The organism is Acidobacteriota bacterium (assembly GCA_009838525.1).
Classification (GTDB): Bacteria; Acidobacteriota; Vicinamibacteria; order Vicinamibacterales; family UBA8438; genus VXRJ01.
Genome location: VXRJ01000035.1, coordinates 279914 through 297777, shown reverse-complemented (window position 1 = coordinate 297777; position 17864 = coordinate 279914). Strand labels below are relative to the sequence as shown.

General features: G+C 68.4%; 14 protein-coding genes. 6 read left to right on the top strand and 8 right to left on the bottom strand.

What is annotated here, in order from left to right:
• Positions 1-207: 207 nt before the first annotated feature.
• Entirely contained in the window at positions 208-2346 is a 2139-nt protein-coding gene (locus F4Y45_16680) for a PQQ-binding-like beta-propeller repeat protein (protein ID MXY26139.1), read from the bottom strand.
• A 49-nt stretch (positions 2347-2395) separates the two neighbouring features.
• Between F4Y45_16680 and F4Y45_16675 the strand changes: the two genes are divergently transcribed.
• Genes F4Y45_16675 through F4Y45_16665 form a run of 3 tightly spaced genes read left to right on the top strand, consistent with a single transcriptional unit; the run spans position 2396 to position 4949 of the window.
• Positions 2396-4012, top strand: coding sequence for a choline dehydrogenase (locus tag F4Y45_16675; GenBank protein MXY26138.1), 1617 nt, complete (start codon positions 2396-2398; stop codon positions 4010-4012).
• Entirely contained in the window at positions 4009-4545 is a 537-nt protein-coding gene (locus F4Y45_16670) for a nucleotidyltransferase domain-containing protein (GenBank protein ID MXY26137.1), read from the top strand. Before F4Y45_16675 ends, F4Y45_16670 begins: the two co-directional genes overlap by 4 nt.
• On the top strand, positions 4542-4949 hold the full coding sequence (locus F4Y45_16665; protein ID MXY26136.1) for a HEPN domain-containing protein: 408 nt from the start codon (positions 4542-4544) through the stop codon (positions 4947-4949). Before F4Y45_16670 ends, F4Y45_16665 begins: the two co-directional genes overlap by 4 nt.
• Positions 4950-5028: 79 nt before the next feature.
• On the opposite strand, the gene frc is transcribed toward F4Y45_16665, so the two are convergent.
• The 6 genes from frc to F4Y45_16635 form a co-directional block, all read right to left on the bottom strand.
• Complete coding sequence (frc, locus tag F4Y45_16660) at positions 5029-6273, bottom strand: formyl-CoA transferase (protein ID MXY26135.1); 1245 nt, start codon at positions 6271-6273, stop codon at positions 5029-5031.
• Positions 6274-6341: 68 nt separating this feature from the next.
• Positions 6342-7319 carry a 2-dehydropantoate 2-reductase gene (locus F4Y45_16655; protein MXY26134.1) on the bottom strand — a complete coding sequence of 326 codons (978 nt, stop codon included), beginning with the start codon at positions 7317-7319 and terminating at the stop codon, positions 6342-6344.
• 53 nt (positions 7320-7372) lie between these two features.
• The gene (locus F4Y45_16650) at positions 7373-8395 is read right to left on the bottom strand and encodes a hypothetical protein (protein MXY26133.1); all 1023 of its coding nucleotides are present in this window, start codon (positions 8393-8395) and stop codon (positions 7373-7375) included.
• 107 nt (positions 8396-8502) lie between these two features.
• Positions 8503-10503: a hypothetical protein gene (locus tag F4Y45_16645; protein ID MXY26132.1), complete on the bottom strand. Its 2001-nt coding sequence runs from the start codon at positions 10501-10503 to the stop codon at positions 8503-8505.
• Between the two features lie 18 nt (positions 10504-10521).
• Entirely contained in the window at positions 10522-12687 is a 2166-nt protein-coding gene (locus F4Y45_16640) for a carboxypeptidase regulatory-like domain-containing protein (protein MXY26131.1), read from the bottom strand.
• Between the two features lie 121 nt (positions 12688-12808).
• Complete coding sequence (locus F4Y45_16635; GenBank protein ID MXY26130.1) at positions 12809-13453, bottom strand: hypothetical protein; 645 nt, start codon at positions 13451-13453, stop codon at positions 12809-12811.
• A gap of 174 nt (positions 13454-13627) precedes the next feature.
• On the opposite strand from F4Y45_16635, the gene F4Y45_16630 reads away from it, so the two are divergent.
• The 3 genes from F4Y45_16630 to F4Y45_16620 are packed head-to-tail and all read left to right on the top strand — an operon-like array spanning position 13628 to position 16758.
• Positions 13628-14269: a hypothetical protein gene (locus tag F4Y45_16630; GenBank protein ID MXY26129.1), complete on the top strand. Its 642-nt coding sequence runs from the start codon at positions 13628-13630 to the stop codon at positions 14267-14269.
• A gap of 33 nt (positions 14270-14302) precedes the next feature.
• Positions 14303-16285, top strand: coding sequence for a C cytochrome precursor (locus F4Y45_16625; protein MXY26128.1), 1983 nt, complete (start codon positions 14303-14305; stop codon positions 16283-16285).
• Positions 16286-16302: 17 nt separating this feature from the next.
• Positions 16303-16758, top strand: a complete 456-nt coding sequence (locus F4Y45_16620; GenBank protein ID MXY26127.1) for a hypothetical protein — start codon at positions 16303-16305, stop codon at positions 16756-16758.
• Between the two features lie 6 nt (positions 16759-16764).
• Here the strand turns inward: F4Y45_16620 and F4Y45_16615 are convergent, their stop codons facing one another.
• Positions 16765-17691 (bottom strand): hypothetical protein, encoded by a 927-nt coding sequence (locus F4Y45_16615; GenBank protein MXY26126.1) that lies wholly within the window; start codon positions 17689-17691, stop codon positions 16765-16767.
• Positions 17692-17864: the final 173 nt, after the last annotated feature.

Genomic DNA, 17864 nt, shown 5'->3' with positions numbered 1-17864 from the left:
CGAGCGCACGCGATGACTAGTGGGACTGCAACATTCGTGCCAAGTTGCCAGATCGCGCTGGGGCAGATGTAGCCCGCCACCCTGGCGCGTCCTATGGCACGTTTGCTGAGGCCTAATGACGGAGGCACACCCCAGGCAATGCGACGTGTTTACTTCTGGGGCTCCGGATCCGGCGGGTTGGATTCTCGTGCTTGCGGACCGTAGGCGTCACGGGAGCGTAAACACCCACAGGGCCGACGCCCGGTCCGTTGGATTCCGGATCTCCGGCACCAGCCGGCCGTAACTGGTCGACTGGTAGCCGCCGCTCCCGACGACTACCGCGAGGTACTGCCGTCCGTCGACGGCGAAGGTGATCGGCGGCGCGCTCGGCACTTCGTTCAGCCGCACGTCCCAGAGCTGCTCCCCGGTCGACGCATCGAACGCCGCCACCCGGCGGTCGAGCGATCCCGCAAACAGCAGCCCGCCTCCCGTCGCCAGCGTCCCCGAGGTGAGCGGCGCGCGCTGCCGCGCAATCCACGCGGTGTCGCCGGTCTCCAGATTGAGCGCCTCGATCCGGCCGTAGTTGCCGTCACCCTCCGGCCGCGGACGAACCGTCCACCGCACGCCGGTCGACAGGCTGCCCCGCTCGCCTTCGGGCACCGGCACAAGATCCATGCACGCCTCGACGATCGGGACGTACACGACGGCCGAAGTCGGATCGAGGGCCGTCGGCAGCCAGCCCCGGCCGCCGCTGACGTGCGGGCAGAGCGTCTTGGTCTGGCCGTCACCCGGGATGAGGGTCGGATCCTGCAGCTTCGCTCCCGTCACCGGATCGATGTGCGTGATACCGGTCTGCAGGCCCATGTCGAGCGACGTGATGTACTTGCCGGTCTCCGCATCGAGGAAGTCGTAGATCGCCTGCTTGCCGACCGTCACCACCATGCGCGCCCGGTCGCCGGCATCGCTCCCGGGCCCACCCGACGGCAGCTCGATCACCTGGCGCTCGAAGGCCCAGTCGAGATCCCACTGCCCGTTCGCCTGGTGCTGGAAGTGCCAGACCAGCTCTCCCGTGTCCGGATTCAGGGCGAGCGTCGTGTCGAGGTACAGCGCGTCGTTGTTGACGCCCGGCAAGGGCGCGAGGTCGCGAAGCGGGCCGGTGTCGTAAGTGTTGCCCGGCCCGAAGAGGGCGAGGTTGTTCACCGGGTCATAGCTGCCGGGGATCCAGACGGACGCGCCGTTCCGCGCCTCGCGCGACAGGCCGTTCCAAGTGTGGCCGCCGGGATCGTCCGGACCCGGAATGGTCCCGAAGCGCCAGGCCTCTTCGCCGGTGTCCGCATCCAGCGCGACGATGTAGTTGCCTCCCCCGGCCCGCCCGGTCGTGCCCACCATCACCTTCCCGCGCGCGACGAGCGGACCGCCGGTCATCCGGAGGCCCGCCTCCAGGTCGCCCACCGGTGTATCCCACACGACGTCGCCGGTCGTTGCGTCGAGGGCGACGATGTGCGCGTCAGAGGTGGGCACGTAGAGGCGGCCGCCATGGATCGAGATGCTCCGCTTGATGCTGCTCGGCACGCCGCGCGGCAGGCGGCGCGCGTACTCCCAGAGCAGATCGCCGGTCGCGGCGTTGAAGGCCTGCACGTGATCGCCGTAGCCATGAACGAAGAGCACGCCGTCGTGGGCTATCGGCGTTGCCTGGTTCGGCCCCGCCGGCAGCGACCAGGTCCAGGCGACACGCAGCTCGTCGACGTTCTCCGGCGTGATCCCATCGAGCGGCGAATAACCGGCGCCGTCGTACGTACGCCGCCAGAGCAGCCAACTCTCGGCGGGCGGATCCACCAGCATCGCGTCCGTCACCGGCCGCATCCGGTCGAGCGGGTTGGGCGCTTCGGGCCACGGTGGAATCACCGCCCCCGGCGCCAGTCCACCTCCCCCCGCGGAGGGCCAGCGCGGCGGCCCCATCGCCGCGAGCGCCGTAACGTCGGCCGGCAGCTCGGTGTCTCCGGCGTCCGTCTCGTTTTCCTGGAACATATAGGCCAGCAGCGCCGCGTACGTCTCGTCCGGCAGCGAGCCCGGCCGATCCTGGGGCATCGTGTCGCGGAGCACGATGAAGAGCTCCGACGGCGGCCGCCGCCGCCAGCGCAGACGAAAGTCCTCACCCTTGATGGGGAGCGCGAACTCGCCGTCATCAAGGTGTTCTCCATGGCAGGCCGCGCAGTACTGGCGGTACGCCGCTTCGCCCGCCGCGGCCTGTTCCACGGTGTAGCTGAGAGGCGCCGCCTGGCCGCCGCTGCGCTGGGCATGGGCAACCGGCGCAAGAAGCGCCGCCGCTACCAGCAGCGCCGCAATGGAGAGCGTTGTCTTCGTCATGCGTGCATTCTAAGCGTCATCAGCCGGCGTGAGGCGCCGCGATCGGCTCGTGTACTATCGCCGCGTGATCCGCGACTACATCGTCATCGGGGCCGGGACTGCTGGCTGCGTCCTTGCCAACCGCTTGTCGGCAGATCCCGACAAGAGCGTGCTGCTGCTCGAGGCGGGCGGAAAGGACGACTACTTCTGGATCGACATCCCGGTGGGCTACCTCTACACCATCGGCAATCCCCGCACCGACTGGTGCTACAAGATCGAACCCGACCCCGGCCTCAACGGCCGGACCATCGGCTACGCCCGCGGCCGAGTCCTCGGCGGCTGCTCCTCGATTAACGCGATGATCTACATGCGCGGCCAGCGGAGCGATTACGACCATTGGGCATCGCTCGGCAACCGCGGCTGGGGATGGGACGACGTCCTGCCGGTCTTCAAGCGCTCCGAGGACTATCAACACGGCGCCGACGAATGCCACGGCGTCGGGGGCGAGCTGCGGGTCGAAGAACGGCGGGTGAGCTGGGAGATCCTCGACGCGTGGCGCGACGCGGCCGAGGAGTGCGGGATACCGAAGATCGCCGAGTTCAACCGGGGCGACAACTTCGGCAACGCCTATTTCCAGATGAACCAGCGCAGCGGGCGCCGCTGGAGCGGCGCCAAGGCGTACCTGCGCCCCGTCATGCACCGGCCGAACCTGACCGTGCGGACCGACGCGCAGGTGCGGCGCCTAACGGTCGAACCGACCGACGCCAGCCCGCGGGCGACCGGCGTGGAGCTGGTGACGGGCGAGCGGCTGGAGGCGCGGTGCGAGGTGATCCTGGCCGCGGGCGCCATCGGCTCGCCGCAGATCCTGCAGTTGTCCGGCATCGGCCCCGGCGCCCTGCTGCAACGCCATGGCATCGACGTGATCCATGACCTGGTCGGCGTCGGAGAAAACCTGCACGACCACCTGCAGATCCGCACCATCTTCAAGGTGAAGAACACGGTAACGCTGAACAAGCGGGTGAACTCGCTGTTCGGCAAGGCGGCCATGGGGCTGGAGTACCTGCTGTTCAAGACCGGCCCGCTGACGATGCCCCCGTCGCAGCTCGGCGCCTTCGCGCGCAGCGATCCGTCGCGGCCGTCCGCGAACATCGAATGGCACGTGCAGCCGCTGTCCCTCGACAAGTTCGGCGACCCGCTGCACAAGTTCAACGCGATCACGCCGTCGGTCGCCAACCTGCAGCCGACGAGCCGCGGCCATGTCCGTATCAAGGACCCGGACCCGCTGCAGGCGCCCGCCATCACCCTCAACTATCTTTCCACCGACGAAGACCGCCAGGTCGCGGTGGCCGGCCTGCGGTTCACCCGGCGCATCATGGCGGCACGGGCCCTGGCGCGGTTCGAGCCGGAGGAATGGAAGCCCGGTCCCGAGGTGCAGAGCGACGAGGCGCTCTCGCAGGCGGCCGGCGATCTCGGTACGACGATCTTCCATCCCGTCGGCACCTGCAGGATGGGCCACGACCCGCTGGCCGTCGTCGACGACCGGCTGGCCGTGCACGGCGTGTCCGGTCTTCGGGTTATCGACGCCTCGGTCATGCCCAGGATCACGTCGGGCAACACCAACGCGCCCACGGTGATGATCGCGGAGAAGGGAGCGGAGTTCGTGCTCGAGGACGCGGCGGCGCGATGACCATGCATCCGGACTACAGAGGGCTACTTGACGGCGTAGTCGCCGCTTGCCGTGAGCACTACGGGGAACGGCTGCACGGCATCGCCCTGTACGGCTCCGTCGCCCGCGGAACGCCGACGGCGGATTCCGACGTCGACCTGCTGGTCGTAGCCGACGGGCTGCCGGAGGGGTTTCTTCCGAAGCGGCGGGATTTCGACGCCGTCGAGGACGCCGTCGCCCCGCAGATCGATGCACTGTGGAAGGCCGGACGGCACGTCCGGCTCTCGCCGATCTTGAAGACCCGTGCCGTTCTCGAATACGGCACGCCGCTTCTGCTCGACATGACGGAAGATGCCCGCATCCTCTACGAACGCGACGGCTACCTGACGCACGTTCTCGAGTGCTTGCGGCGCACGTTGAGTCAACTTGGCGCGCGCCGTGTCTGGCGGGACGAGCTCTGGTACTGGGATCTGAAGCCGGACTACCGGTGGGGGGACGTGATCGAGCTGTTCCCGACGGGCTGGCTGGGCGCCCGGAGCGTCAGGAGCCGATGACCAACGGCGAACTGGCCCGGAGCTATCTGAGGCGGGCGGAGAGGCGGCTCAGATTCCTGCAACTGGCGTTCGATGACGATGGCTATCCCGATGTCGTTCGCGTGGCGCAGGAGATCATCGAGCTGGCGCTCAAGGCGATGCTGCGCGAGGCGGGTGTCGAGCCCCCGCGCTGGCATGACGTGGGCAGCATCTTGCGCGAACATCGCAAGAGATTCCCCCCGGACGTCGACGTTGAGCGCCTGGCCGCGATCTCCAAGCTGCTGACTTCGGAGCGTGAGTTGTCCTTCTACGGCCGCGAAGACTTCATTCCGGAGCGCGAGTACACTCGCGAACAGGCCATGCAGGCTCTGAACGACGCCACCTGGGTGATGTCCGTAGCGACGGATCTGATCGGCGGGCACTGACTTTGTGCCGGCCTGGAGGCCGGCGCACCAACCGACACACCAACCCGCGCACCAACCGGCGCGCCGCAGCGGGCTGGAGCTAGACGGCGCCGGAGGACCGGGCGGCGGCGATCTCCTCCGAGGTCAACCCGAGGACTTCCGCGAGGACCTCGTCAGTGTGCTCGCCCAGCAAGGGTGAACGCACGACGTCGGCCGGCGAGTCGGACAGCTTCACCGGGTTGCCGACGGTGAGATAGCGGCCGCGTTCGGGGTGATCGACCTCGACGACGGTGCCGGTCGCGCGAAGCGACGGCTCTTCGGCGAGTTCCTTCATGGACAGGACGGGGCCGCACGGAACGTTGAGCGGATTGAGGATCTCCATGACCTCGAACTTCGTCTTCGTCATCGTCCACTTCTCGATCTCGGCAAAGACGGTGTCGAGCTTCGGGAGGCGGGCCTCCGGCGTATTCCACTCCGGGTCGGCCAGCCAGTCCTCGTGGCCGATTGCCCTCGCCAGGCCCTCGAAGGCAGCCGCCTGCGTGATTATGTAGATGTAGGCGTTGGGGTCGTCCTCCCACCCCTTGCACTTGACGATCCAGCCGGGCTGCCCGCCGCCGGACGCATTGCCGGACCGCGGGGTCGCGTCGCCGAACGTGCCGTTCGGATACTGCGGGTACTCCTTGAGCGGTCCATGCGCGAGGCGCTGCTGATCCCGCATCTTGACTCGGCAGAGATTGAGCACGCCGTCCTGCATGGCGCAGACGACCCGCTGGCCGCGGCCGGTCTTCTCGCGCTGGAACAACGCGGTGACGATGCCAAGAGCGAGGTGGAGCCCGGTGCCGGAATCGCCGATCTGCGCGCCCGTCACCGTCGGCGGCCCGTCGTCGAAGCCGGTCGTGCTGGCACCACCGCCAGTGCATTGGGCAACGTTCTCGTAGACCTTGCAGTCCTCGTAGGGTCCCGGGCCGAACCCCTTGACCGAGGCGTAGATGAGCCGCGGGTTGATCTCCTGGATGCGCTCCCAGGTGAAACCCATCCGATCCAGCGCGCCGGGCGCGAAGTTCTCCGCCAGGACGTCGCAGCTCTCGATCAGCCGCGTGAAGATCTGCTTACCCGTCTCGGACTTCGTGTTGACAGTGATGCTCCGCTTGTTGTGGTTGAGCATCGTGAAGTAGAGGCTGTCGACGTCCGGGATGTCGCGCAACTGGCCGCGCGTGGCGTCGCCCACGCCGGGACGCTCCACCTTGATGACGTCGGCGCCGAACCAGCCAAGCAGTTGCGTGCAGGTAGGTCCCGACTGCACGTGGGTCATGTCGAGCACGCGGATGCCCTCAAGCGCTTTCATGTCACTCTCCCGCACTCACTACACCATGCCGCGCGAACACCGGCGCGCGCCCCTCCCCGCCGCGGAGGCTACCTGGGCGCTCCCGCGACCCTGATCCCTTCGTCGACGATGGTCTTGCTGAGCAGGCTGACGCACGCGTAGAGCGCACGCAGCGTCGGCACTTCGACGCCGGTCATCTCGGCCAGCTCGATCACGGCGCCCAGCATGCCGTCGATTTCGAGCGGCTTCCCCACCTCGACGTCCTGCAGCATCGACGTCTTGTGCTTCCCGACGCCCTCCGCGCCGGCGATCCTGCGCTCCATCGGCACGCGGAACGTGGCGCCGAGCCGCTCGCCAATCTCCTGCGCCTCGGTCATCATCGCCGCCGCCAGCGAGCGCGTCGCCGGGAACTGGCAGATGTCGACCAGCGTGGCGTGCGTCAGGGCGCTGATGGGATTGAAGGTGAGATTGCCCCAGAGCTTCAGCCAGATCTCCGAGCGGATATCGGTCAGCACCCGCGACTTGAAACCCGCCTCGGCAAACAGCGCCGACACCCGCGCCAGGCGTTCCGACTCGCTGTTGTCCAGCTCCCCCACCGGAAAACGGTTGCCCTCGATGTGGCGGATCACCCCCGGTTCGGGCAAAGTCGCCGCCGGATAGGCGATGCAGCCGATGATCCGGTCCGGGTCGATCGCGTTGAACAGCACGCCGCCGGGATCGACCGTCTCCACGACGCGACCGGCCCAGGGGCTGTCGAGCTTCTGGAAGTACCACCACGGGATGCCATTCTGCAGGGTGACGAGGCAGGTCTCGGGGCCGACTATGGCCGGCAGGTCGTCCACGACGGCGGCAATCTGATGCGCCTTGAGGGCCAACAGGACGACGTCGTGGGTGTCGAGATCGCGGATCCGGTCCGTCGCGGTCAGGTTGGACGCGACCGTTTCCGTGGCGGCGCCATTCTCGTCGCGCTCGACAAGCTTGAGGCCGTTGGATCGGATCGCGGCCAGATGCGGTCCGCGCGCGATGACCGATACGTCGTGCCCGGCCTTGGCCAGGCGAACCGCCATGTAGCCGCCGATGGCGCCGGCGCCGACGACCGAGACCCTGACGGGCGACGGATTCACTGACCGCCGGCCGCCGCCTCGCGCTCCTCCGCGCGGTGACCCGCGAGAATCCCTTCCATCCCGATGTTCCCCTCGTGGCAGGCGTATTCGTAGACCGCGTCGGTCGTTCCCATCAGTGGGATCGAGGCGGTCCAGGGCCGCGTGTAGGTCGTCGGATCATCGATGGTGATCGCGTATTCGAGGGTCTGCGGCCCGGTGCGCGTCAGACGCTCGGTGACGCGCATGTTCTCCGCCGAAAGGCCACGGAACGTCGCCTCTCCGGAATAGTTCGCCGTCTCTATGACCAGCGTGTCGCCCTCCCAGAAGCCGCGCGAATCGCCGTGCCACAACCTGACATCTTCGTCGAGGGGTGGGGTGCCGTCGATCGGGATGACGCGCGCGTCGTGGTTCATCTCGTGGTACATGACGACGTGCGTCGGGCTCTGGAAGATCTGGTAATAGCTGTTGTAGCCGGCGCCGAGGCGCGGCACGCCGTAGGTGACGCACCGTTCGGAGAGCGGCCGATCGGTGTAGCTGTCGGCGGGATGGTCCCGGCGGTGGTCACGCAGCATTTGCATGCGGGTGCGTGCGGAAGTGGTGAATTCGGGAATCCGGCCGTCGGGCGGATCGACCACGAGCGACGTCCGGTTGTTGAAGTCGCGGTCGGCAATCCAGAACTGGTTGTAGTTGCCGGTGGTCGGATCGTAGGAAGTGGCCTGCGTCCGCTGAATCGCGGCAAGGACGAGCTGGTCGCCGAAGAGCGCATCACCGTCGTCCACCGCCTCCTGGGCAGCTACCTGGAGGGCCGCCAGTTCCTCGTCCGTCAACCGCTCCTTCCCGGCCCACTCGGGCGGACGCTCGAGCGGCGTCGCGTTGTTGTTGGCCCACACACCCTGAAGATCCGGCTGGCCGTCCGGCGTGCGGGGCAGAGTCCAATTGGCGTCGTCGGTCTGCGCGAACGCCGGGCCACCGGCTGCCAACGCAATCGCAAGCGTGAAGAGGCTGAACATATAAGGTGCCAGGAACGATCGTCTCTGCATCGTGTTCTCCTTCCGCCCGCACGCGACGGCCCAAGGGCCGCGCGTGGGACGCCTGTCGGCGCTATTGTAGCGAGGCGGCGCGAGCAACGGCAACGGCCCGCACGCTGCTAACGCGAGAACAGCGGACGGTTCTCCTCGGCTCGCGCCTTGACGTCGGAGAGGTGTTCTTCCAGCAGATAACCCTCTGCCACGAGCGCCTCCGCGGCACGCATCGTCTGGGCCAGATACGCGTCGAACGTGGCGTACCGTTCCTCGATCGACAGGCGCGGATCCCCCGACGCCTCGCGATCCGCCCGGGTCTTCGGGAACGGGATGATCCCGCCGGCAAGACCCAGAAGCGCGTCGGGCTGTCCGATCGCCGGCGCCCGGAGGTTCCAGCTCGTGTAGGTGGCGATCGGCGCCGCGACCGCCGGCATCCGCAGGACGCCCAGCTCGTTGTTGTCGTCGTCAAGGGCCGGGACGCGGACGCCGTAGCGCTCGCCCGGCCGAATCGGCGGATGGCTGTCGATCCGGCGCTCGGTCGCGAACAGCTCGCCATAGTCGACGACGTCCGGCTGCTGAATCGACGTCGGGTAGCGCACCCCGGGCAACGCCTGCCAGCCCGCCTTGTCCTCCTGCCAGCCGACGAGCGTGCCGTCGACGATGCGCGGATGCACGCTGGGGGGCGGCGACGTCCCGTCGGTCACCCACCGGTCCATCGCGAGGAACAGCGTCTCCAGAAACGGCTGATAGACATTCGGATTGGGCGCAAGCTGCCCCCGTTCGAGCGGCCCCCGTCCCGGGCTGTGCTGCGAGCCGCCGAAGACGTACACCCGCACGTCCTCGGGAATCTCGGCGTCGCGCGAGCCCGACGGGTCGGTCACCACGAGCGAAGCGCTCCGGTGCCAGTACTCCGAGCTCGTGTCGAGGTGCATGATCTTCGGTGCGACACCGTTCGCGCGTGCATGTCGCAGGATGCCGTCGGCCCGGCCGGTGAACGGATCCGTCTCCTCGCCGTAGGCGAACGGGAAGACGTCGACCGGATAGAGATGGCCGCTGTGCGCGGTGGCGGTCCGGGTCGGCGAGGCGAAACGGTGGTTGAAGAAGCCCTGCCCGCCGCCCGAGATGACCGGCATCGCGCCATCGAACACGACGCGCCCCTCCTCGTCGGCGTTGAATCCCTCGTAGAGGAACATTCGGAGGGCGCGTCCGCTCTGCGATCGCCCCTCGCCGATGACGCGGCGCGCGATCGGGCGGCCGTCGACGCCACGCAACGGGTTCATCGCGGACTCGTCGTAGCGCAGGAACGAAACGACATCCCGAATTGCCGCGAAGCCGGCGCCCTGCACGACGGAGCCGCGCGCCTCGTAGATCAGCTCGTAGATAACGCCGGGCTCAAAGCCGCCATCGAGGAGGAGGTCGGCTCCGATCAGGCCGCTGCCTTCGTCGCGGGGCCGGCGGGTGAGAACGAACTCCCACTGCTCCCTGGGAACCAGCTTCGGGGTATCCCGCTCGCGCGCACGCCGGGTCAGCGTCGCGTCGGCCAGCGAGTTGACCACCGGCTCGAAGACGAGCTGGCCGCGATCCGAAATCGTCAGCCGATCGCCCGGCGCTTCCGCGATCATCTCCGCCCGGACGTTACCGGTAATCGGGACGCCATCCTCGCCCAGCGCCACCGGCGCCTCCAGTCGAAGCAGGTCCGGATCGGGACGAACCTGGGCGATCCAGCCGCTCCAGACGGTGATGTAACCCTGGCGAAGGAAGAAAGGCTGCGTGCCCCACAGGCGGCGCCCGCGGTTGTTGATGTCGTAGAGGATGGTCGGCTGCGCGAGCGAGAGGTCGCGGGGCGCCAGGATCTCGATGTCGCCGTAGAACTCGACGCGGCCCTCACCATTGTCGGCCGCAAGACCGAGGTCGACCACCGCCCGGTTGGCCGGATGGTTGGGGTCGAGCGCGTAGACGACCCGGCCTCGCAGCCGCTCGTACGGGCCAACCTGTCCGGGGACGGCGTCGACCGGCTCTCGCGAGAGGATGTCCAGCCGGATCACCTCCGCGGAGGCGGAAACCGCGAACGTCGAGACACACGCGCAGAGCGCAACCGTTGCTGCGACTAGCTTGCGGGCCGTCATGTCTTGACTCGGGGCGCGCTAGTTCGCCAGGGGATCCGGACGGACCTGGAAGTGGACGACCTTGCTCGGTGTCCCGGCGCCGGTCTCGGTGTGGAACGGCGCGCGGGTGCCGTAGGTGGCCCACACACCACGGCCCTTCCAGCCCGCCTCCGGGTCGTCGATCCGCCCATCCATCCACTTCGTGTAGAAGCCGAGTGGATACGGCACACGCAGGATCACCCACTCCTCGTCCACGAGGGCAAGCAGCCCCTCGGAGGCGTTGCCGGTGTTGATCGGGACGTTCTCGCCCAATCCCAACGTGTTGAACTGATCGACCCAGGTGTAATAGCTGCCCTCCGCGCTACCCGAGTCGGCGAGTCCCTTGAGTTGCGGCAGCGGCTCCTCGTAGAGCGTCCACCCCTCCGGACAGTGCTGGCCGGTCGCCTCCGGTCCGTTGAGCGGGCCGGTGCACTTGCTCCGATCGAAGCTCGCCATGTGGCCGCTCGCGAACGGCGTCCAGACGACGCCGTTGCGATCGATGTCCATGCCGCGCGGCGAATAGCCCTGCACCGGCGCTCCAGGGTTCCCCCAGGGCGCCTCGAACACTTCGGTGAGCGCCGTCTCGGGCGGGTTGTCACCCGGGTCGAGCCGAAGGACCGAACCCGGGAAGCCGAGCGACGAACCCCAGATCGTGCCGTCGACCGGGTTGACGGCAACGCCGTAGAAACCGCTCGTCACCCGGTGGTCCATCGCCGGATCGATCGGCTCGTCCGGCTCCGTGTAGTCGTCACGCCGGCCGTTGCCGTTCGTATCGAGAACCAGCGCGGTCCAACCCTGCGAGGCTTCCTCGTCACCCGTCTCAAGGAACTGGTTCGTATCGAGCCAGCCGATCACCTGCCCCCCGCCGCTGGTCCACAGCGTGTTGTTGTCGTCCTCGGCGAAGACCAGATGGTGCGTGCTGAAGCAGGTGCCGATGAGGGTCATCTCCTCGGTCGCGGGATCCCACACGGCCAGATGCCGCCCTGAACGCTCCACCGGGAAAGCCTGCGCCGATGGATGGTCGGAGCCCTCCTGGCACATCGCCGGGTTCTCCGGGCCGCGGACCCGCGAGGTGAGCCAGACGCGTCCGTCCTGATCGAGCATCGGATTGTGGACGTTCGACTGGCTGTTCCAGATCGCTTCATCACCCCAGTAAGGCGACGGCATCAGGGGCGGACCGGCGGCCAGCGGCGTATCCGGATCGCGGACCGGCACCGGAATCTGGCTAATCGAATGGCCGACCGGGTCGAGCACCGGGACGTAGTCGGCGCTTGCCTCGAGCGCGCCGTAAATCGGCCCATAGGCGTTGACGGTCGGGTCGCGCTTGTCGGTGGAAATCTCGTCGTGGAGGTATGCCCTCGGGTCGGCCCAGTCCCACTGGGTGACGACGACGTTCCGCTCCAGTCCCTCCGGCCGGCGCGGCGCCTCGGGCAACTCGCCCGACATGATCCGGTCGGTCCAGTCGGCGTACATCTCGAGGGCGGCGCGCCGCCCCATCCGGTTGAGGCCATTCGACATCGAGCCGCCCGCCTGTCCGGACTGAATCCGCCGATCCCACGCATCGACGAGCGAATCGAAGTCGCCGAGCTGCGGCGGAATCTCGCGGGTCGCCAGATTCCCCATCGAGTGGCAGGCGGTGCAGCCGCCCGACTTCACGGAGCGTAGCCACTCGGCCTGGCTTCGCATGTTGGGCGAAATGCCGTTGCCGTCCGGGCCGGTCCCGGGAAACTGATCCGCCGCCGGCACCTCGATGAGCGACAGCCAGTGGCCGGCCGGATAGTACTGGGCGGCGGCCGCTTCGTCCGGCGCCACGACCGCGGTCAGATCGAGGGTAGCGCCCGGCTCCGCCTGCATCCTCTCGGAATCGACGAGGCCGTAGCCGCGCGCCCAGACCTCATAGGTGGCGGACGGCAGGTCCGGAATGAGATAGCGTCCCTCGTCGTCGGTCACCACGATGCGGCTGAAGCGGGTCGGCAGCTCCATCGTCTCCGCGATGACCCAGACTCCCGCTTCCGGTCCGTTCGGACCCGTCACGACACCCTGAATGTCGTCGTCGCCCGCCGGCGCGGCTGGATCCGCCGGCATCTGATCGCACGCCGCCGCCGCCGCGAGCGCGGCGCAACCGACTGCCGCGATCGCCCATCGCCAGAAGCTGCTGTTACGCATCATCGCCTCCTCCGTCACCCGGAATGTCGAGTCCGCCTGCTGCCGCACAGTAGCACGAAGTCACGGGCAGTTGCGACGCCTCAAGGGGGGCGCAACGAACCTGCCCGCCCGCCGGGGCGCCCTACCTGGCGCCGCCCCGGTCGAGCCAGTCGACGTGGACCCGCGCCACCATCTGCATGTAGCCCCCGACGCCCGCGTACCGGTCGCCGGCGGCGGCCTCAAGGTGCTCGCGCGCCGCCCGGTCGTTTCCCAGCGCCTCCTGGTAGAGACCGACATAGAGATGGGCGTAGAACCGGGCGGATGGACCCCGCCGCGCCGCCAGTCGTTCACCGTCGGCCATCACCTGCTCCGGGGTCCGCTCGCCCCGGAACATCTCGTAGATCTCACGCATGGGGGCCCGGCCGTCCGGACCGACCGGCAACAACGCCGCCCGGGCCGTTTCGGGCGACTCGCCGCGCGCCACGCACAGAAAGTGCCACGCGGCGTTCTCGACGTCGTTCGGGTTCACCAGCCGATGTGACTCGAACATCTCCCGGCAGTCCTGGTAGCGGCCCACGTAGTAGAGAGCGATCCCCCGCTGCCAGAGCCGTGGCGCCGCGTCGGGAACGAGCGCGGCCACCCGGTCGAACCCTTCGGCCGCCGCCTCGAGACGACCCGCCGCGAAGTCGTCCATCGCCTGATTGAGCAGAGCGCGCGGTTCCTGCCCGGCAGCGGCGCCCCCGCAGGCAAGGGTGACAACGACGGCGACGATGGCGATCCGTTGCATCCGCCCATGGTAAGCGATGCGGTGCGCGTGGGAGCGCGCCAGGTGCGGACAGGCGACCGTCGCGCAGGAATACGGGCGGCGGGAATGCCGGTCTGGAGGCCAGCGCACCTAGAGAAGCCGGTGCCGCAAGGTGTTATAGACTGGCTCCATCCGTGTTTGCGTAGGGGGTCCATCATGCAGCGCATCCTTGCTATCGGCCTCGCCGCTCTGGCGATCACCCTGGTGGCGGCGCCGGCGGCGGCGCAGTCCGCCACCATGAGCTTCTTCATCACGAGCGCCGGCCCCGGCGACGGCGCCAATCTCGGAGGTCTCGAGGGGGCCGACGCGCATTGCCAGATGCTGGCCAGTGACGCGGGCGCCGGTGGGAAGACCTGGCGCGCCTACCTGAGCACCACCGGCCCGACCGGCCAGAACGCACGGGACCGGATCGGCAACGGGCCCTGGTACAACCACGGCGGCGTCGAGATCGCTTCGAGTGTCGACAATCTGCTCGGCGCCAACAACCTGACGAAGGAGACCCAGCTCACCGAGACGGGACAAATCGTCAACGGCCGCGGCGACGACCCGAACATGCACGACATCCTGACCGGGACGCAGCTCGACGGCACCGCCTGGGAGGGTGAGGGCGACACCACCTGCAACAACTGGACAAGCAACACGAGCGACGGCAGCGCGCTCGTCGGACACCACGACAGGACCGGTGGCGGCGCCAACCCGAGCCACTGGAGCACGGCCCACGGCTCGCGGGGCTGCGGCCAGGCCGACCTTCAAGGCACCGGCGGCAACGGCTTCTACTACTGCTTCGCGATCGACTAGGTCGCGGTCGCAGCACGGAGGAGCTAGCAGCCCGTGGCCCGGCCGTCCGACCAACGCCGCGGTCATCCGAGCCGACGCCGGGCGTCCGCGGCAACGCCGGGCGCGGCGCCGATAGCGGCGCTGCTCGTCGGCAGCGTCGCGCTCGGCGCAGCAATTTCCGTGACACGCGATCCCATTGTCCCGGAGTCGGCGATCAAGAACCGTCCAATCGCCGTTTCCGAGGACGGCTACGTCTCCTCCGAAACCTGTCGGGCATGCCATCCCTCGCAGCACGCCACGTGGTATGCCTCGTTCCACCGGACGATGACGCAGGTGGCGACGCCGGAGACGGTCCGGGCCGATTTCGACGGGGTCGTGGTCGATGCGGTGCCCGGCCGGCCGATGCGGCTCGAGCGCCGCGACGACGAGTTCTGGGCTGAGTTCGACGACCCGGGCTGGGAGGGGCCGCCCTCCGAGCGGCCGCGCATTAGACGACAGGTGGTCATGATCACCGGGTCGCACCACCAGCACATCTATTGGTACGCCACCGGACACGAGCGAACCCTGAACGTCCTGCCGGGAGCGTACCTGCTGGACGAGGAGCAGTGGACGCCCCGTAGCGCCCTGGTCCTCTCGCCGCAGAATCAGGGCGTGGCGACACTCGACGGCCACTGGAATGCCATCTGCATCGTGTGCCACACGACGCACGGCAAGACGCAGTTCGACACGCCGTACCGTTCCGAACCAATAGCGGATCAGGCGGTCGACACGACCGTGGCGGAGTTCGGCATCGCGTGCGAAGCGTGCCACGGCCCGGCCGCCGACCACGTTGCCGCCAACCGGAGCCCGACGCGGCGCTACGCGCTGCATGCCAGGGACACGGCGGATCCCACGATCGTCGAACCGACGCGGCTCGACCCGCAACGCTCGTCTCAGGTGTGCGGCCAATGCCACAGCATCTGGGAGTTCCGCAACCTGGCGGACGAGCGGGCCGCCAACGCCGACGGCCTGCCGTACCGGCCGGGCGACAACCTGACGGACACGCGGTTCATCGCGCAGCCCACCGCCAACCGCCAGTCGCCCGACATGCAGGCGCTACTGGCCACCGACCCTGACTTCGTCCGGGGATCGTTCTGGGCCGACGGCCTGGTCCGGGTATCGGGCCGCGAGTACAACGGCCTGCTCGACTCGCCCTGCTATACGAACGCCGACACGGCGGAGCGGACGCTGACCTGTTTCTCCTGTCACACCATGCATCAGACGCCGGAGGATCCGCGCCCGGTGGCGGAATGGGCGGACACCCACCAGGTATCGGCCGGCATGGAAGGGGACGCCGCGTGCACGCAGTGCCATGAGCCCATCGCCGCCAACGTTGCCGCGCATACCAACCATGCTGCCGAGTCCGCCGGCAGCCGTTGCTACAACTGCCACATGCCGTACACGTCGTACGGCCTCATGCGCGCCATCCGGAGCCACACGGTCACCAGCCCGTCGGTACGCGAAACGGTGGAAGTGGGCCGGCCGAACGCCTGCAACCTCTGCCACCTGGACCGCCCGCTCGCCTGGACCGCCGACGCCATGAACGAGTGGTACGGTCACGAGCCGCCGACTCTGGACGACGACGAGGAGCGTGTCGCGGCATCTGTCCTCTGGCTGCTTCGGGGCGACGCGGGCCAGCGCGCCCTGACCGCCTGGAGCTACGGCTGGGAACCGGCGCAGACCGCTTCGGGCACAAGCTGGATGGTCCCGTACCTCGGCGAGCTGCTGGGCGACTCGTACGACACGATCCGTTACATCGCGGCTGGTTCACTGCGGACGCTGCCCGGGTATGCCTCGTTCGACTACGACTTCACCGGCGACCGCGACGACCGGATCGCCGCCGCCGTCCGAGCCCTGACCGACTGGCGCGAGAGCACCCTCTCGCGCGAGCGCCGTGATCCGGAATTGCTCTTCGGTCCCGACGGCGCGCTGGATACGGCGGCCATGCGCCGCCTTTTCGATCAGCGGGACAACCGGCCGCTGTTCCTGCGCGAATAGATGGGGGGAAACGCCCGGTGACCGCCGCGCCGTCCGCTCGCCGACCGGACTACGTCCGCCGTCATCTGCGATTCGGTTTCTGGGCCCTCGCGCTGTTCCTGACGCTTGGCGCGACGCTCGAAGCCCTGCACGGCTTCAAGGTGGGTTTCTATCTCGACGTATCCAACGAGACACGGCGACTGATGTGGACGCTCGCGCACGCGCATGGGGCGCTGCTCAGCCTGATCAACGTCGTGGCGGGAGTGACGCTGCGCGCCGTGCCGGAGCTGGCGGAAGACCATCGCCGCACGGGGCTGGCGTCGACGATGCTGATGGCCGCGACAATCCTGCTGCCGGCCGGCTTCTTCGCCGGCGGCGTCACGTTCTACAGCGGTGACCCGGGGATCGGCATCGCTCTCGTACCGCCAGGAGCCGCCTGCCTGCTGATTGCGGTGGTGCAATTGGCGCGCGGGAGCGCAGAAGTGCGACGGTGAGAGTTCTTATCGGACCGTGATGGTCACGTCGCCGGGCGTGAGGAACATGGCGTCCGACGCCCAGCCGCGGAGCGTGTACTCGCCCGGCTCGTCGAATGTCACGGTCGCCTCGAACGTCGCTGATGTCCAGCCGTCGCCATCGATGTGCGTTGCGGGCGTGCCGGAAGACGTAGCCTCGGTCACCAGCCCGTCCACCTCGGTGTCGCCCTCCTCTTCCGCGTACGCCCGCTGGTAGCCCGAAGGCTCGAAGTCCGCGTCCGCCGGACCACGGTAGACAACCCAGAGCAACGCCAGACCGTTACGGGGCGGGCTCGGCTTCCGATACCAGCGAATGTTGTCGGGCGCCTTCGGCAGATCGTCGGGCGGTATCAGCGCGGGCAGGCGCGTCCGGGGACGGCGGGGCGGCATCTGCTCCGGCAATTCGTCGTCGCTCAGGACGGCGGTTAGCGTCACAGCCTCACCCACGCCCACGGCGGCTGCACTCGCCGACACGCTCACCTCGGGGGCCGCGTTCTCGAACAACTGCTCGACCGGACGGCCGAAGCCGGTCCGATTGTTCGACGTAATCGTGTTCTCGTCGATCTCCCACTCGGGCTGGAGCCAGCCGTACGCCTGCTGCTCACTGCCGTTGGCGGTGACGTTCCAGACGATGCCGTCCTCGGGGTCCGGTCCGGTGTCGGCCGGCATGGGCACGGTGAACTGGTACCGCTGCGTCCGCGGGTAGAAGTACGTCGGCTGCCCGCGATCCTCGGCGCCGGGCGAGAAGTGGTTCTCCGGCCCAATCGGAATGGCTGGCTGCTCGCGATAGTTGCGATTCAGGTAGCCGAAGTGAAACAGGTAGCTGCCGTCATCGTTGCGGGTCCAACCCTCGAAAATGGGCTGGATGTCCTGACCGCCGTCGAACCGCTGCTGCGGCTGCGTGACGATCGGCACGTCGCGCGGGTTGACCTGCGCCTCGGCGGGGCCGATGGCGCCGGCGAGGACGAAGAGCGCGAAAACGACGGAGGCCGCCCCCCAACGCGGGGCGGGCGCGCCCCCCAGCCGGGTCTGCTGCTAACACAGGCGAGATGGTTGTGGGTTGTTGGGGGGGCGCAGGAGAGGGGGGG

Bases quoted from the DNA above. Each gene is read 5' to 3' on its own strand.
- F4Y45_16650 (MXY26133.1), bottom strand. From the start codon at position 8,395: ATGCAGAGACGATCGTTCCTGGCACCTTATATGTTCAGCCTCTTCACG.
- F4Y45_16640 (MXY26131.1), bottom strand. From the start codon at position 12,687: ATGCGTAACAGCAGCTTCTGGCGATGGGCGATCGCGGCAGTCGGTTGC.
- F4Y45_16680 (MXY26139.1), bottom strand. From the start codon at position 2,346: ATGACGAAGACAACGCTCTCCATTGCGGCGCTGCTGGTAGCGGCGGCG.
- F4Y45_16645 (MXY26132.1), bottom strand. From the start codon at position 10,503: ATGACGGCCCGCAAGCTAGTCGCAGCAACGGTTGCGCTCTGCGCGTGT.
- F4Y45_16630 (MXY26129.1), top strand. From the start codon at position 13,628: ATGCAGCGCATCCTTGCTATCGGCCTCGCCGCTCTGGCGATCACCCTG.
- F4Y45_16655 (MXY26134.1), bottom strand. From the start codon at position 7,319: ATGGCGGTTCGCCTGGCCAAGGCCGGGCACGACGTATCGGTCATCGCG.
- F4Y45_16665 (MXY26136.1), top strand. From the start codon at position 4,542: ATGACCAACGGCGAACTGGCCCGGAGCTATCTGAGGCGGGCGGAGAGG.
- frc (MXY26135.1), bottom strand. From the start codon at position 6,273: ATGAAAGCGCTTGAGGGCATCCGCGTGCTCGACATGACCCACGTGCAG.
- F4Y45_16670 (MXY26137.1), top strand. From the start codon at position 4,009: ATGACCATGCATCCGGACTACAGAGGGCTACTTGACGGCGTAGTCGCC.
- F4Y45_16635 (MXY26130.1), bottom strand. From the start codon at position 13,453: ATGCAACGGATCGCCATCGTCGCCGTCGTTGTCACCCTTGCCTGCGGG.